The following is a 15,412-nucleotide window of genomic DNA, read 5'->3' as shown; positions in this document are numbered from 1 at the left end:
AAGGCGGGGATGAACCCCGCCATTTGAATTAGCCTGGAATATTGGCAACCATCCGTAAGGAGGTCGTCAATTCTTCCATTTGTAGCCAAGGGCGAAGATAAGCCACAGCAGAGTAAGCGCCTGGTTTACCAGCCTGCTCCTGAACCGTTACTTTCGCTTCAACCAATGGATGACGAGCTTTCGCCTCGTTGCCAATCGCATTTGGATTCACATACTGGTGAATCCACGTGTTGAGTTCTTTCTCAACATCGGTCGCTTCAAGGTGTGAACCGATTTTGTCGCGGCCCATCACTTTCAAGAAGTGTGCGATACGGCTACTTGCCATGGTGTAAGGCAGGCGAGCTGAAATGGCAGCGTTCGCTGTCGCTTCAGGGTCGGTATACGTCTTCGGCTTGTGTGCCGTTTGCGCGCCCATGAACACACCGTAGTTGGTGTTTTTGTAGTGAACCAACGGCAAGAAACCTAGGTCGCTAAGCTCTTTTTCACGCTCATCAGTTAGGTTAACTTCGGTAGGACATTGCTGAAGAAGATCGCCAGCATCGTTCTTGAAAGTAAAGTTAGGAAGGTTTTCCACTTTACCGCCGTTGTCATTACCACGAATGGCAGTACACCAGCCGAACTGACGATACGCATTGGTCAGGTTTAGACCGTAATCGTACGCCGCGTTGCTCCACACGAAATCGTCTTCAGATTCTGGTACAGCGGAACCGTCAGCGCCTTTTGCTAGCTCTTCAAACGCAAAAGATTTCACAGGAATTGTGCCTTCGCCGTATGGCAGACGTGCCAACGTCTTAGGTAGCGTAAGCGCCACATAACGGCTGTCGTCGCTTGCACGGAATGCATTCCAGCTTGCGTAAGCTGGTGAGTCAAAACCGGCAGCAACTGGCTTACCTTCTTGGAACGTTTGGAACGAATCGAAATCGAACATGCTCGCGTTCGCTGCTGCAACGAATGGGGCATGAGAAGCCGAAGCCACTTCACCCATGTAACGCAATAGCGCCACATCTTCATCGCCATAACCAAACTCATAATCACCAATCAGCGCACCGTAAGGTTGACCACCCGCCGTACCAAACTCTTCTTGGTAAATCATGGTGAAGAAGCGGCTGCGATCGATAGCAGGCGCATCTTCAAATTGCTCTAGCAATTCTTGCTTGGTGTAGTCAGCCAGCTTAATTTTCAGGTCTGGACCCAAATCGCTGTTCTTAACCAATTTTTGCAGGCCAAGCCACGTTCCTTCCAGTTTCTGAAAGTCTTTCTCTTTCATCACAGCTTGTAGCTGCTCTGAAATCTTCTCATCAATAGCAACAATGGCTTTTTCGATGGTCAACGTGAGGTTTTTGTCCCACGTTACTGTGCCATCAAGCACTTGAGAGGTTAGATTTGAAAGTAGCTCTTTGGTCGTATCTGGCGGTGTTTGCGTGGTTGCGGTGATCGCACGTTCCAGAAAGCTCGCTTGGCCTTCTGCCGCTTCTGCGCCAGCTTGATTCGCTTGTTGTTCAGTCGACATTACTCTTCTCCTTCCTTCTTCACGCCAAGCTCGTCAGCCAATCCTTGGATTGCGTCTGTGCTTTGCAGAACTTCTTTCAGAAGGCGCTCAAGATCACGTGAGCGGTCTGCTTTGCTCAGCAGGTCTTTAAGCTGGTTACGGGTCTCAACCAATTGTCTTAGTGGATCAATTTGATCAACCAAGCTTTCAGGGTGAAAGTCGCGCATTGACTGGAAGCTAAGGTTAACTTCGAACTGGCTATCGTCGTCAGCCAGTTTGTTATCAACTTTATAGCTAAGTTGCGGGTGAACTTGAGTCATCACTGAATCGAAGTTGTCTTTATCGACACCAGTAAATTCGCGCTCTTCCAAGTCCGTTTTATCAGAGTCAGGTTTGTGACCAGAGAAATCACCAATGACACCGACCACGAAAGGCAGCTCTTTGGTCTCTACAGCCCCATTTGTTTCCACATCATAAGTAATACTGACTCGGTTCTTACTTACACGTTTATGTTGTGCATTCAGTGCCATAACACAATTCCATTTTTTAATTTTACGTCACTAAGAAAAAGCGCCGACAACTAGACGGCGCTTATCGATTACTTAGCACCAGACAGCAATTTGCCTTGAGGAACGTTGTAGGTAACGATACCGCCGTCTTTCATCTCGCCATCTTCCAGCTCGTAGTTGTGCTTCTGGGAGATTTCGATGTAAGAAAGGGCGACTTTTTCAACAGGCTGGGCGCCATCTGAACCTTCAACGTTGTAAGACACAAGACGAGCGTTGGAGAGTTTAATTTGGAAGTAAACCACCGCACCTTGACCACTCGACTCGGGTTTGGTGAAGGCGATTTCACACATCTTGCCTTCTTTACCCGGGTTGAATAAGAACGACAGCAAATCTTCAGACGCGCCATCCGCTTGCTTAGTAAAGTTCACCTCAGTGATGGCGACCATGCCTGAATCGGCATTGTTTGCATTACCGATATCCATAGCAACGTTACGAACGCCGCCCCATTTGTAGGAGCTGATTGCAAACCATCCAGTACCTTCCAAGCCTGAAATAGTCGCGCCACCCTTAACGTCCACGCCATCAATGCGCATAAAAATACTTGCCATAATTTTCCCTATTTATTTGTGAACAATTTTCACCCTACCAGCGCAAACCTGCCGAGCCGGTTGAGGACTGACTAGAGCTTTCTTTGGGTGTTTCCTTCTGATCAGTGCTATGCGAAGCATTTTCCTGAACGGAATTTTGCATGGGCTGAGACGAAGAATGAGATGTTGTTCTTGATGTCACTTCTGGCAACACCACTCTCTCCTCATTGTCTAAGCCGATAAGATTGAAAATCTTGTCTTGGTCGTTTTCTCTGCCTACCAATAACTCCGTCATCAGCTCTGGCAGCGGCATGTAGCCCCAGCGAATGGCTTTTTCTAACAGGAAAGACACGGGGCTATGGGGCTCACTGACGCGGAAATACTCTGCCAATTCGCGCAACTGCACGAATGCCTGGTCTCGGTTCATGTTGTTCATTTTCGCTGCCTCTGAGAAGCTTGCGGTTTCGGACACCGAGACACTAACGTGAGATACCGACTGCTGACTGGCTGATTGAGCAACATTGTTGCCAGCTGGCATTTCCGTTGATTCTTGATTGTCTTGGCTAGAGGAATCTTGGCTATTGGAAGGTTCAGAATGTTCTTTTGTTGGCGTAAGCCCAGTGAGATAGGTAATCGCACTCTGAACTTTTGAAATGAGAGACAAGGCAAAGGTAAAGTTGACGCCTTTAACCAGTAGCGGTTGCGTGTGTTTATTCACACACTCCGAAACTGACACAAACAGTTTGGATAGCTGTTCCAGGTTATCGGTGCGCGTCTGCACAAGGCTTTTCTGAGACGCAAGTGCTTGGGTTGCTTGCTGGCGTAACTGAGCAGCTCCGCCTTTGTTCTCAGCGCTTTGATACTGGAAGAAAGTGATGTCACCAACCAGTGGCAGCATGAGAAGTGGCGCGTATAACAGACTGCTGTCTTCGCTATCTCCACATATCTGGAAAAAGGCTTTTACCTTGGCTTCAAACTGCTCTTTTTGGGCTTCATCACCCTCGCCTTTCAACTTGTCTTGAGGCAAAACGGGATTCAACGTCTCCCAATCATTCTCGACAAGCTCGTTTAACCAAGCGATGAGATTTGATGCACCATCGATGCTGTTATCTACGATAAGCTGAACAGCGAGCATCCATCCGATGAGTTCTATGTCGCGACTTTCTGTTTCAAACGTGCTCTTTAAGCTCGTTCCGAGTTGCTTCCAAGCTTGCAGGTTCTCGTCTTGCAAATTATCCAGCTCGGCTTCATCGGGGTTTTGAGCCAGCTTTCTCAGTGCGGTTTGAGCGACATTAAACTCATTCCTTAGCGGCCTGAATGTTGCTCGGTCAGCCTTGAGATATTTGCCGCATGGCTGCTCGCTTGAGATAGGCGATGAGAGTGATTTTTTTACGTCTTCCGTGAATATCATACCTATGCAGTTTCCCTGTATTGCTGCGACATCCTTTCACAGCAAAGTCATTTTGCTAAAGTCATGCATCGAATTAGAAACTTGTAAACACCCACGAATTGAAAGGTTTACATTCCAATGTGATGTGCTTCTAGGTGTTTAACTTGTTTGCTTATTGAGTACATCTCAATTCAAACTAAAACGCTTCTTAACAACCAAAGTTATGTTGATTTTTGTAGCATAAAAAGGAATTTGATCCAATTTTTGAAACAAATGAAACGATAAGGTTACAATATATTGATGCATTAGTCACATATAGGCTTTTTGGTTTTCTAAAATCACTTAATTCGACCCGCAAAGCATTTCACTGCAAAAATTCTGCTCATACTATGAGTTCGACAATCCTTTGGGATTTAGAGTGAGTAGCATTGTGATTTATAGATATGAAACCGAAACGTAGGGTTAGCTAGATACTCGACACTAATTATTGATAACATACAGATTAAAAAGGATATTTCTGCATGATTACGATTCAAGAAACAGGCAGGTTGTCTAAGCCTTTGGATGAAGCAAGAAAAATTTTGATCGTCCCTCAAGGCTATGCAGGATTTTGCTTTGAACCAAACAAATTCCCAGACCAAACCAAAACCGTACTCACCACAACAGGTGTGGGCCCCTGTCATTGCTTGATCATTGTGGAAGACTACTCAGACAGTGTTGTTTTGTGTCACCTTGACGAGAGTTTCACAAACAACGCATTCGCACACACCACCCGCCTTTTAGAAATTTTGAGAGATGGCTGTGGCGTAAGTAGCCCTAAATACAGTCTCTCAATAGCGACCAGCAGCCCAATAAGAGACACTGTATTACGTGGTAGAGAAGTCATTCGGGCTGCCAATGCATTTTGTGGTGATGATAGAATGGAAGCACCTCTCGTACACACTGTCTGTGGGCAAACCGACCATGCTTTTACAGTCGGCGATCCAACGACAACACACCATATCGGCGATATAGACCAGAATAAGCACTTTGACAGAAGTGATGGCGTGCTGGGTTGGTCTACGTGGCAGAAAATTGGTGGGATGAGCCCAGGTTTAAGCGGACGAAGAATTCGATATCTTCTAAATCCTGATGTGACGCCAACGCGCTATATCAAACCGGTATAGTGGTTGCTCTTTGAAGAGTCTTATAACGAAAAAGGAGGCATTTAGCCTCCTTTTCTATTACCTGTTGCATCATGGTGTTGCCAGATTTACAGCGCTTGTTCGCCTTCCCAAACAATACGACGGTATCTATCAGGGTTGGTGTCACCCTCAGTGCTAAACAGCAGGACAACAGAATCTTCATCTAAGCCCAAGGCTTGCGCATGCTCTTTGCTGTCTTCTTGCATCAGTAGGTACAGCAGGCCCATACAGATAGCGCCTGATTCACCACTGATCACCGGCGCGTCGCCATTGAGAGGATTACCCAGAATACGCATACCTGTTGCTGCCACCTTGTCTTCTACCGACACGAAGCTATGGCTGCAATCACGCAAGATTGGCCAAGTCACAGGGTTCGGTTCTCCACAAGCAAGGCCTGCCATGATTGAACTCAAAGAGCCAGTCACGTTAACCATTTCGCCCTTGTCGCCAGAACGGAAGATACAATCTGCCGCAGAAGGTTCAGCAATAATCGCTTTGAACGTGTCCGCGCCCAGTTTGTCTGCGAGATAGCCCAACACGCCACCAGCCATCGCGCCGACACCGGCCTGCAATAGAACGTGTGTTGGTTTTTCTTGTGCTTGCTCAATCGCCTCATCAGCCATGGTCATGTAGCCTTGAGAAATCCATGTTGGGATCTTCTCATAACCTTCCCATGCCGTGTCTTGCACCAGCATCCAGCCATTGTCTTCTGCAGTTTGGTTCGCCAAACGCACAGTGTCATCGTAGTTAACGTCAGTAACGATACATTCAGCACCCAAGCCACGAATGCGGTTAACACTTGCTTGTGGCGAGCCTTTTGGCATGTAAACCACGGCTTTCTGACCCATTTCACGCGCGGCCCATGCCACACCTGTACCGTGATTGCCCGCTGTCGCTGTGGTGAATGTCAGTGGTTTTTCCAATTTGGATGCCACGGTTTTCAAGTCGATTTCGCTGATATCAACATTCAGATGCTCAGCTAATTGACGACCCAAAGCATACGAACCACCTAACACTTTGAACGCGTTTAGGCCAAAGCGTTTAGATTCATCTTTTACTAAAAGGGTTTTCACACCAAGGCGCTGAGCCAGCTGCGGCAATGACACCAAAGGTGTTGGCGCATAACCTTCAATCTGTTTATGGAAGGCACGAACTTCCTTAGCAACATTGTCAGAGAAAATCGGGCTAGTTTGACCGGTAAAGTGCTTATTTTTAGAAACTTTCAACATGGCGGATACTTCATGACAAGAGTGAGGCGTAATGGGGCACGCTAGCTAGGTACCCCACTGCAAGACGAGTGTTTAAGGATTAACGTTTAATGAACGCAATCGCTTCTACTTCAACCAATGCGTCTTTTGGTAAACGAGCCGCTTGAACGCAAGAACGTGCAGGCGCCATCTCGGTACCGAATACTTCAGTATAAACTTCGTTGAATGCGACGAAGTTTTCCATGTCAGATAGGAAACAAGTTGTTTTCAGCACGGTGTCGATTGATGCACCAGACTCTTCCAGAATCGCTTTAAGATTCTCCAGTGATTGGCGAGCCTGCTCTTTAATGCCACCTTCCACGAATGCCATCGTCTGTGGATCTAATGGCAACTGACCAGAGGTGAAAATCAGGTCTTGAAAAGCCATAGCTTGCGAGTAAGGACCAATAGCAGCAGGCGCAGAATCAGTGTGGATTTTAGTTTTAGTTGTCATTTCTCTATCTCTTACTTAAGTGTTTACGACTTGAACTCGCGCAGATACTTGTAAATTGCATGGCGAGTAATACCTAGCCTTTCTGAAACAATTGCCGTGGCTTCTTTGAGCTCAAAAATGCCGTTTTCGAACAACAGCTTAGTGATGGCTTTATTCTTTCCTTTAAGGTTGATTGAGGCGTCCGCTTCCACTTCCACAATGGCGTGGTTTAGCGCCTGATCGATCACATCATTCGCGCTCGCACTGAAATTCTCACTGACCGACATCGCAGAGTGGGCCATGTCAGGCATCAGAGTTTTAATAATTTCAGGGAACGGAAAAGACAAATTCATGTTGATACAGAACATGCCAATCGGTCGGCCGTTTTCTCCTTCAAGGATGCATGTCGTCGACTTAAGTAACGCGCCATCTTTACTCTCGGTAAAGTAGCTATTTGGCGTCACATTCCCGGTTTTTTCGAAGGCACTTAACATTCGAAGCCCCAGATCTGTGATTGGTGAACCCACGTCTCGCCCTGTGTGATGACCATTCACTATCTTCACCACTGATTTCTCAAGGCTTTCAAAAGAGTGAATAACCACTTCGCAGTGAGGACCGATGAAGTCAGCGATAGTGTCCGCCAGCCGAAAATATGCCTGCAGCATGTCGCGATCTTTAGGCGTAAATTTGGTCGAAAATTCACTGATACTTTCCATGGGCACCGTCGTCTATTTGGTTAACATAAGTTGACTACATTGTCATATGAAGGTGAAAACCATTCAACCTTTAAAATTACGTTTCGTTAACTATGGAACGCCTAATTCAGGCTTTAAGCAACTAAATCTTACACCAAAGTTTAAAAATGTTGACCAAAATCACTCTTATGAACAAACAAAGTCGATTTGAGTGCACTTTAGTTAACGGTGAGCTTGAGGTCACATTATTTAACTGAATTATTCGTAAACTTGCTCGCCATAACGTTACCGAAAGTGAACGATAAACGAATTACAGTTCACTACGAGTAACTTCAGACGATGAGTAGAGAAGGAAAGAGCAATGATTGATTATCTGGCCCGTGGTTTTGAAGTGGCTGAGTTTGAGGCGCGTACCGCCCATGCTCAACAGATGATGCGCGACATGAAACTCGATGCGATGATTCTGACCACCGAGCCAAACGTTCGCTATTTCACGGGGTTCTTTACCCAGTTCTGGCACAGCCCTACCCGCCCTTGGTTCCTAGTGATCCCTGCTGAAGGCAAGCCAACCGCCATCATTCCTGAGATCGGCGCAAGCGGCATGGCGAGCACTTGGATTGATAACATCATTACTTGGCCTTCTCCACGCCCTGAAGACGATGGCATTAGCCTTGTTGCAGCGTACCTAAACTCTCTTCCAGCGCGTTTTGGCCGTATCGGTGCAACGCTGGGGATTGAATCTCACCTGCGTATGCCAGTGAACAACTATCTGCAGCTCACCACTATGGTTAATAAAGAGTTTGTTGATGTTTCACTGCAAATGCATGAAATCCGCCAGGTTAAATCAGCCGCTGAAATCGCCAAAGTGAAAGAAATCTGCCGCATTACGAATGTCGGTTTTGCAAAAGTGCCTGAATACGCGAAAGCGGGCATGTCGGAGCGTGAGATCTGTAAACAGTTCCGTATCGATATGCTGTTAGAAGGTGCTGATGAATGTCCTTACATCATTGCGGGCTCTGGCCCTGACGGTTATGACAGTATCATCATGGGCCCAACTGACAGAGTCATCGAAGACGGCGACGTTCTGATCATCGACACGGGCGCAAAACGTGATGGTTACTTCTCTGACTTCGACCGCAACTGGGCGTTCGGCAGTGCAAGCGAGCAAACTAAAGCCGCTTACCGCGCGGTTTACGATTCCACAACGGCAGGCTTTGAAGCCGCTCGTCCTGGCGCAACCACCTCTGACATCTACAACGCAATGTGGAAAGTACTGGAAGCTAACGGTGCTCTAGGTAACGACGTTGGTCGCCTTGGTCACGGTCTGGGTATGGAGCTGACTGAGCGTCCATCAAATACCGCAACCGATAACACTGTACTGAAACCGGGCATGGTCATGACGCTAGAGCCGGGCATGGTTTACGCCCTGGGCAAATCAATGGTGCACGAAGAGAACATTGTGATCACTGAGAATGGTGCAGAGTGGCTTAGTGAGCGCGCTGAACCCGAGCTGATCATCATCAAATAACCCATGAACTCAAACGACTAATTTGGCTGCAAGTATCGTAGCCATGGACAAGAAGGGAAACGCAATGAACTTATCAGCAAAAGATAATATTCTAGGGTGGATGGCTGCGATATCTGTTGCTGTAATTTGGGGGGTAACAGGCGTAGTTTCGAAGCCTTTATCTATGGCTGTTGACCCAATGACGCTTGTGTTTTTTAGATATGTAACCGCTGTCATTGGATTGTCCATTATTTTCCTCATTACATCTCGAAAGAAAAGTTTAAGTGCCGATCTAGGCTCATCGCTTAAAATAGATCGAAAAGACATTTTCAAAATCGCACTTTGTGGGATTGTTGGACAAGGCATGTTTTCTCTATTTAACTTCCTATCTCTTTCTCATATTGGAGCAACAGAGAATGGTGTTATTCAAGGAATGCAGCCTTTTGCCACTGTCTTTTTCGGTATGTTATTCATGAATTTTCGAATGAATAAAGTGCAATGGGGGGCCTTTACCTTCTCTGCTATATGTATCTATGCGATGAGTGTAGGACCAACCAACACTATAGAAGGCGGTACACCATTCCTAGGCTACATATTCGTGACAATATCTATGCTTTCATTGGCTTGGACTGCACATTTACGAGCAAGCCTTGCTGAGAAATATGGCTCTGTAGTATCCATGCTTTACCAATACATTGCAGTCGCCATCACAGGATTCATCGCTGTACTCGTCATGGGGCTAGATCTGACTCAAATCAGTATCATCCTTTCAAGCCCGCTACTTCTAACGCTGCTCATATTCCTTGGAACAGGTATTTCAGGTGGTAGTTACTTGGTACAACTTTACTCTTTCAAGCGTATCGGCGTTGAAAAATCAACAATGATGTTAAATCTGATGCCTATGGTCGGATATCTGGTAGCTGTGCTCACGCTAGGTGAGCAAATGGAATTAAGTAAAACAATTATTGTTTCTCTTATTGTCGTTGCACTTTATATGTTCAATAAATACGAATCTAAAAAAGCCACGAGTGAAGACGCTCATCAAGAATTAGTAGTACAAAAAGCATAAGTTAACTACGTGGCGCTGCTGACTCACGCAGCGCCCAAATTTTCATGAGGAACACCATGACCATTAAACAACTCGTTACTGAATGGCGTCGTCACATTCACAAACACCCTGAATTTGGCTTTGAAGAAGTGCTGACATCAGAAATGGTCGCAAACAAGCTCGAAGAGTTTGGTTTGGAAGTACACAGAAATATTGGTCAAACCGGTGTTGTTGGCATTCTAAAGTGCGGAAACAGCGACCGCTCTATCGGTCTCCGTGCCGATATGGATGCGCTACATATCGAAGAAAAGAACACCTTCTCGCATTGCTCAGTACACAAAGGCGTCATGCACGCTTGCGGTCACGATGGCCACACAGCCATGTTGCTTGGTGCAGCACATCAACTGGCTCAAACTAAAGACTTTGACGGTACCGTTTACTTTATTTTCCAACCCGGCGAAGAGCACGGCGTAGGCGCAAAAGCTATGATTGCCGACGGCTTGTTTACACGTTGGAATATTGATGCGGTGTACGCCATGCACAACCTGCCAGGTATTCCTGCTGGTCATTTCGCGACTCGCCCTCACTCACTTATGGCGAGCGAAAGTAGCTTTGAAATCGAAGTCATCGCGACGGGTGGCCACGCTGCCATGCCGCACATGGGCACCGATCCAATTGTTGTTGGCGCGCAGATCGTGACAGCAATGCAGACCATCGTGTCGCGCAACCTTAGTGCGATCGATGAAACCGCCGTTATCTCAGTCACTGAGTTCAAAACCAACGGTACGGTAAACGTCATTCCTTCCCGTGTGACCATTAAGGGTGATACACGCAGCTTTACCGACCAAGCGCTGCATAGAATTGAAAAAGCGATTGAGCGTATTGTGGCAGGTCAATGCATGTCTGCGGGCGTGGAGTACAAGTATCACTTCAACAACAGCTTCCTTTCGACAATCAACAGTGCGGAAGAAACTGAGCACGCAGTGCGCGCGGCAGTAAAAGTAGCGGGTGAAGACAAGGTCAATGGCGCATGTCAGCCATTCACGATCAGTGAAGATTTTTCATTCATGCTTCGTGAGCGTCCGGGTTGCTACATTCTAGTTGGTAATGGTGTTGGCGAATGCGGCGGAACCGCCCTGCACAATCCGCATTATGATTTCAACGACGAGATTCTGATGTCAGGCGTTCAGTTCTGGCAGACACTGGTTGAAGACCAGTTATCCAAATAACCATAACAGAAACTCCCTACAACATTGCGCCCCTACGGGCGCTTTTTTTTGCCTTAGCCACCCTTCTCTGCCGCCACAGCCAGTTTCCGATATCCTCTAGGGCTGCATCCAAATTGCTGCTTGAAACACTTTGAGAAATAATTGCTGTCTGAAAAGCCGCTTCTCTCTGATATCGACTGAATCGTCAGATCACTATCGTTATCTAAGAGTTTTACTGCATAGTTGAGCTGAACCTGCTTCAAGTACTGGTTTGGCGACGTATCCATAAACTGACGAAACAACCTTTCCAATTGACGCTTACTGATGAATGCCGCTTTGGCAATCGTGTCGCTGTTCACACCAGCGTCGGTAAAGTGCTGCTCAATAAACACAAGGGCGCGGCTCAAGGCGATCGTCGTAAGCGGTAAATCGCTGCTGCTATCTTGATATATTCGTGCAAGACGAATGACTAATTGTTGCATCGAGCTTGTCAGCATCACCTCAAAAGCAGGTTGATATGATTCGTATTCTGTCTTAATCACAGTCAGCAAGTGCTCGATTTCAAACAGTTGTTGTCTATCTAGGGTCAATTTGGCTTTGTATTCAGTGGTTTGCCTAGCAATGGGTTCTATTTTGAACATTGCCTGATAGCCCGGTAACTGACGCATAGACGGCAGCTCAAAGAAAGGCCTCTTCGCATCAAACATGAGGTTCACAACTTCAAGCTTCTTCACATCACGGAAGCCGTGCTCGATATCGCCGTTTATCACAAACACATCGCCTTTGCGTATCGGATACTCGTGATCTGCCACCGTATGTTTTCCACTTCCGCTTGTGACAAAAAACAACTCCGAAAAATCATGCTTATGCGCCGCGAAATCGCTGTGATGATGGCCATCTAGATAAGCGAATTTTAGGTGGCTATGTTTTTGATGTGATCTAAGTTGGTAGACGACACTCATGTCGCTAGATTCCTTTTATTGGTCGCCATATTGGTAGTTTCACGCACTCCGCAAGTATACTATTTCTCATCAATAACGTGAATTTTCACTCTTGTTTTCAACGACATTATCCCGCTAATTGCCATACTGATAATGACGATAGCAAGACTAAAACGGTTGTGTGATTGTATATGAACAGAAAAGAAATTATGGATGCGCAAAGCCACCTCGTCCCTGTCAGCCGCCAAGCTGCGGCAGAAGGTGTCGTACTCTTAAAAAACACTGACTCGATTTTACCCTTGAAGGAAAATGATGTGGTGTCTCTGTTTGGGCGTTGCCAAATTGACACCTATCGAAGTGGTACAGGATCAGGAGGTGCCGTGAATGTCCCATATGCAGTCAATATCCTCGAGGGATTTAGAGCCAATAGCGCGATTACTATCAATAAAGAGTTAGTGGCTGTTTATCAAGATTGGGTCGCCGACAATCCATTCGATAACGGCTGCGGCGGCTGGGCATCTGCGCCTTGGTTTCAAAAAGAAATGCCCCTATCAGATGATCTCGTCGCCAACGCGTCTGCGCAGTCAAATAAAGCAATGGTATTTATTGGACGCACGGCGGGAGAAGATCAGGATAACGCTGATGAACAAGGCAGCTATCGTTTAACTGATCATGAAATCGACATGCTCTCCAAAGTGACGCGTCACTTTTCGGACGTTATCGTGGTGATGAATGTCACCAATATCATGGATATGTCGTGGTTAAACACACTGGAAAACAAACAATCGATAAAATCGGTTCTTTATAGCTGGGCGGCGGGTATGGAAGGCGGTCATGCGCTCGCTGATATCGTATCTGGCCAACAATCCCCAAGTGGTCGCTTAACCGACACCATTGCGCTTCAACTTTCTGACTACCCATCATCAGCCAATTTCGGACGTAAAGACCGTAACATTTACGTTGAAGATATCTATGTCGGCTACCGATATTTTGAAACCTTCCAACCTGAGGTCGTCCAGTTTGAGTTTGGCGCAGGTTTGTCGTATACCGCGTTTAGTCACGAGCTGGTAGGTTTCTCGATTCAAGGTGAAGGCGCAGAGGCGTTGCTAAGTTTCGAAATCAACGTGAATAACATCGGCAATCAATACGCCAGTAAAGAAGTGGTTCAGCTTTATGTTGAAGCCCCACAAGGTCGACTAGGCAAACCCGCCAAAGTGTTAATCGGCTTCGCTAAAACCAACGTTATCGCACCAAACCAAAGTGACACTGTAAACATTTCCGTGCCCGCAAGTATGTTGGCTTCTTATGATGACAGCGGCGAGACAGGTCACCGCCACAGCTATGTGATTGAACCGGGCACCTACCAATTTTACTTGGGCGGCAGCGTTCGCCATGCAGAACCCATTAGTGCGGATTATCATTTAGACGCGTTAATTCTGGTTGAGTCACTAAGTGAAGCGTGTGCACCGATTCATTCGTTTGATCGCATCAAACCCGCCAGCAAAAAATCGAGCGGCGTATACGAATCTAGCCTTGAATCGGTGTCCGTACGCACCATTTCTTTGGCTGAACGTGTTAAAGAAAACATGCCAACGACACTCGAGATAGTCGGCGATCAAGGCATTAAATTGATCGATGTAAAACAAGGCAAAGCGAGCTTGAGCGATTTTGTCGCGCAAATGTCACCAGAACAGCTTGCCATGATTGTTCGTGGCGAAGGCATGTGTAGCCCAAAGGTCACACCGGGCACCGCGGCTGCATTTGGTGGCCTTTCCGATTGCTTATTTAACCTAGGAATTCCGGCGGTGGCTGCTGCCGATGGCCCTTCAGGCATTCGTATGGATAGCGGTCACAAAGCCACTCAAGTGCCAATTGGCACATTACTTGGCTGTACGTGGAATACAGAATTGAACGAACAGCTCTTTTACTTAGTGGGTAATGAGCTGCGTGCTAACCAGATTGATACTCTGTTAGGGCCTGGCATCAACATTCATCGACATCCATTGAATGGTCGTAACTTTGAATATTTCTCTGAAGACCCCTTCTTAACTGGGATCATGGCAGCAGCACAAACTCGAGGCCTAGCCAATGCGGGCGTCTCGGGGACCATCAAGCACTTTGCTGGAAATGACCAAGAAACGGCACGTGTCGATGTTGATAGCATTATGTCTGAACGCGCCCTTCGAGAAATCCACATCAAACCTTTTGAGATTGCCGTCAAGGAAGGCCAAGCATCCACCATTATGACCTCATACAACCCAGTCAATGGTCACTGGGCGGCATCCAACTATGACCTGAATACAACCATTTTGCGCAATGAATGGGGGTTCACTGGCATTGTGATGACGGATTGGTGGGCGAAAATGAATGACCCAATCAACGCAGGGCAAGAAAGCAAAACATTCACTTCTTTCATGCTGCGCGCTCAAAACGACCTGTATATGGTGGTAGAGCACAACGGCGCAGAATCGAATATCATGGGTGACAACACGTTACAAGCGTTAGCCGATAACACGTTAACCCTTGGTGAATTGCAGCGTTGTGCGATGAATATCTGTCGTTTCATCATGGCGACACCAGCGATGGAGCGCCCACTTAAAGCCTATGAACCAATAAAGTCCTTTGCCGCTTTAGACCAAGCCCCCGAAGGTTCAAGTCATCGTGCAGAACAAACTTTAAGCCTACATACCAACGTGAATAAGTCGCTAACACTTGAGGTAAGCGAAGCCGCCATTTATCAATTCCGAAGTGCGATGCATTTTGACCGAGATTCGCTCGCCCAATCAGCATGTAGCTTATTTCTTAACGGCGAATTTGGTATGACATTACCCACAAATGGCACTGACGGTGAACGTGTGACGGTTGAAGGGCTGCAAGTGAAGCTTCAACCTGGCTTCTACGTATTAGATATCGATTTCGTTAAGCCGGGTCTGGTGCTAGAAGAGATAACCATTACTAAGGCCTGATCAACGGCCTTTCAAATTGAAGAACACCCCAAAGCGACCGCTCAAGTGGTCGCTTTTTTGTGTGTAACCACTTAACAATACATTGGCACTTGAGCCGTGGTGCTGCAAATAAGCCCCGTGTATTGCCCTTGGCGACACCGAAAACATCAGCACCACTAAACGAAAATACCTCACCCACAGCATCCACACCCGTCCACATCAACAGCGC

13 protein-coding genes are annotated in these 15,412 nt (G+C 46.8%); 5 read left to right on the top strand and 8 right to left on the bottom strand.

Features of this window, described 5'->3' with window-relative positions:
* Positions 1–28 precede the first annotated feature (28 nt).
* The 4 genes from tssC to Q365_RS0110490 all read right to left on the bottom strand — a co-directional run bounded on the left by tssC (position 29) and on the right by Q365_RS0110490 (position 3,996).
* Positions 29–1,510 carry a type VI secretion system contractile sheath large subunit gene (tssC, locus tag Q365_RS0110505; RefSeq protein WP_017003022.1) on the bottom strand — a complete coding sequence of 494 codons (1,482 nt, stop codon included), beginning with the start codon at positions 1,508–1,510 and terminating at the stop codon, positions 29–31.
* Positions 1,510–2,019 carry a type VI secretion system contractile sheath small subunit gene (tssB, locus tag Q365_RS0110500; protein WP_028023306.1) on the bottom strand — a complete coding sequence of 170 codons (510 nt, stop codon included), beginning with the start codon at positions 2,017–2,019 and terminating at the stop codon, positions 1,510–1,512. The genes tssC and tssB overlap by 1 nt, the downstream gene beginning before the upstream one ends.
* Before the next feature lie 68 nt (positions 2,020–2,087).
* On the bottom strand, positions 2,088–2,606 hold the full coding sequence (locus Q365_RS0110495; protein WP_028023305.1) for an Hcp family type VI secretion system effector: 519 nt from the start codon (positions 2,604–2,606) through the stop codon (positions 2,088–2,090).
* Positions 2,607–2,640: 34 nt separating this feature from the next.
* The gene (locus tag Q365_RS0110490; protein ID WP_028023304.1) at positions 2,641–3,996 is read right to left on the bottom strand and encodes a type VI secretion system protein TssA; all 1,356 of its coding nucleotides are present in this window, start codon (positions 3,994–3,996) and stop codon (positions 2,641–2,643) included.
* 500 nt (positions 3,997–4,496) lie between these two features.
* Between Q365_RS0110490 and Q365_RS0110485 the strand changes: the two genes are divergently transcribed.
* Positions 4,497–5,141, top strand: a complete 645-nt coding sequence (locus Q365_RS0110485) for a hypothetical protein (protein ID WP_028023303.1) — start codon at positions 4,497–4,499, stop codon at positions 5,139–5,141.
* Positions 5,142–5,227: 86 nt separating this feature from the next.
* Here Q365_RS0110485 and Q365_RS0110480 read toward each other — a convergent pair whose 3' ends face one another.
* From Q365_RS0110480 to Q365_RS0110470, 3 genes are all read right to left on the bottom strand, one after another.
* Positions 5,228–6,388, bottom strand: a complete 1,161-nt coding sequence (locus Q365_RS0110480; RefSeq protein WP_028023302.1) for a diaminopropionate ammonia-lyase — start codon at positions 6,386–6,388, stop codon at positions 5,228–5,230.
* Positions 6,389–6,467: 79 nt separating this feature from the next.
* Complete coding sequence (locus Q365_RS0110475) at positions 6,468–6,860, bottom strand: RidA family protein (protein ID WP_028023301.1); 393 nt, start codon at positions 6,858–6,860, stop codon at positions 6,468–6,470.
* 23 nt (positions 6,861–6,883) lie between these two features.
* Positions 6,884–7,555 (bottom strand): helix-turn-helix transcriptional regulator, encoded by a 672-nt coding sequence (locus Q365_RS0110470; protein WP_028023300.1) that lies wholly within the window; start codon positions 7,553–7,555, stop codon positions 6,884–6,886.
* A 340-nt stretch (positions 7,556–7,895) separates the two neighbouring features.
* On the opposite strand from Q365_RS0110470, the gene Q365_RS0110465 reads away from it, so the two are divergent.
* From Q365_RS0110465 to Q365_RS0110455, 3 genes are all read left to right on the top strand, one after another.
* On the top strand, positions 7,896–9,062 hold the full coding sequence (locus Q365_RS0110465) for a M24 family metallopeptidase (RefSeq protein WP_028023299.1): 1,167 nt from the start codon (positions 7,896–7,898) through the stop codon (positions 9,060–9,062).
* Positions 9,063–9,126: 64 nt separating this feature from the next.
* Positions 9,127–10,110 carry a DMT family transporter gene (locus tag Q365_RS0110460; protein ID WP_028023298.1) on the top strand — a complete coding sequence of 328 codons (984 nt, stop codon included), beginning with the start codon at positions 9,127–9,129 and terminating at the stop codon, positions 10,108–10,110.
* A 56-nt stretch (positions 10,111–10,166) separates the two neighbouring features.
* Positions 10,167–11,318: a M20 aminoacylase family protein gene (locus tag Q365_RS0110455; protein WP_028023297.1), complete on the top strand. Its 1,152-nt coding sequence runs from the start codon at positions 10,167–10,169 to the stop codon at positions 11,316–11,318.
* 53 nt (positions 11,319–11,371) lie between these two features.
* Here the strand turns inward: Q365_RS0110455 and Q365_RS0110450 are convergent, their stop codons facing one another.
* Positions 11,372–12,259, bottom strand: coding sequence for a helix-turn-helix domain-containing protein (locus Q365_RS0110450; protein ID WP_028023296.1), 888 nt, complete (start codon positions 12,257–12,259; stop codon positions 11,372–11,374).
* Positions 12,260–12,429: 170 nt separating this feature from the next.
* Between Q365_RS0110450 and Q365_RS0110445 the strand changes: the two genes are divergently transcribed.
* Positions 12,430–15,204 (top strand): glycoside hydrolase family 3 protein, encoded by a 2,775-nt coding sequence (locus tag Q365_RS0110445; RefSeq protein ID WP_028023295.1) that lies wholly within the window; start codon positions 12,430–12,432, stop codon positions 15,202–15,204.
* The last annotated feature ends 208 nt before the right edge of the window (positions 15,205–15,412 follow it).

It is taken from the genome of Enterovibrio calviensis DSM 14347 (assembly GCF_000621165.1).
Lineage (GTDB): Bacteria > Pseudomonadota > Gammaproteobacteria > Enterobacterales > Vibrionaceae > Enterovibrio > Enterovibrio calviensis.
This window is presented reverse-complemented; position numbering and strand designations above follow the sequence as displayed.

Excerpts from the sequence above, each read along its gene's own strand:
- tssC (WP_017003022.1), bottom strand. The coding sequence starts at position 1,510 with ATGTCGACTGAACAACAAGCGAATCAAGCTGGCGCAGAAGCGGCAGAA.
- tssB (WP_028023306.1), bottom strand. The coding sequence starts at position 2,019 with ATGGCACTGAATGCACAACATAAACGTGTAAGTAAGAACCGAGTCAGT.
- Q365_RS0110495 (WP_028023305.1), bottom strand. The coding sequence starts at position 2,606 with ATGGCAAGTATTTTTATGCGCATTGATGGCGTGGACGTTAAGGGTGGC.
- Q365_RS0110490 (WP_028023304.1), bottom strand. The coding sequence starts at position 3,996 with ATGATATTCACGGAAGACGTAAAAAAATCACTCTCATCGCCTATCTCA.
- Q365_RS0110485 (WP_028023303.1), top strand. The coding sequence starts at position 4,497 with ATGATTACGATTCAAGAAACAGGCAGGTTGTCTAAGCCTTTGGATGAA.
- Q365_RS0110480 (WP_028023302.1), bottom strand. The coding sequence starts at position 6,388 with ATGTTGAAAGTTTCTAAAAATAAGCACTTTACCGGTCAAACTAGCCCG.
- Q365_RS0110475 (WP_028023301.1), bottom strand. The coding sequence starts at position 6,860 with ATGACAACTAAAACTAAAATCCACACTGATTCTGCGCCTGCTGCTATT.
- Q365_RS0110470 (WP_028023300.1), bottom strand. The coding sequence starts at position 7,555 with ATGGAAAGTATCAGTGAATTTTCGACCAAATTTACGCCTAAAGATCGC.
- Q365_RS0110465 (WP_028023299.1), top strand. The coding sequence starts at position 7,896 with ATGATTGATTATCTGGCCCGTGGTTTTGAAGTGGCTGAGTTTGAGGCG.
- Q365_RS0110460 (WP_028023298.1), top strand. The coding sequence starts at position 9,127 with ATGAACTTATCAGCAAAAGATAATATTCTAGGGTGGATGGCTGCGATA.
- Q365_RS0110455 (WP_028023297.1), top strand. The coding sequence starts at position 10,167 with ATGACCATTAAACAACTCGTTACTGAATGGCGTCGTCACATTCACAAA.
- Q365_RS0110450 (WP_028023296.1), bottom strand. The coding sequence starts at position 12,259 with ATGAGTGTCGTCTACCAACTTAGATCACATCAAAAACATAGCCACCTA.
- Q365_RS0110445 (WP_028023295.1), top strand. The coding sequence starts at position 12,430 with ATGAACAGAAAAGAAATTATGGATGCGCAAAGCCACCTCGTCCCTGTC.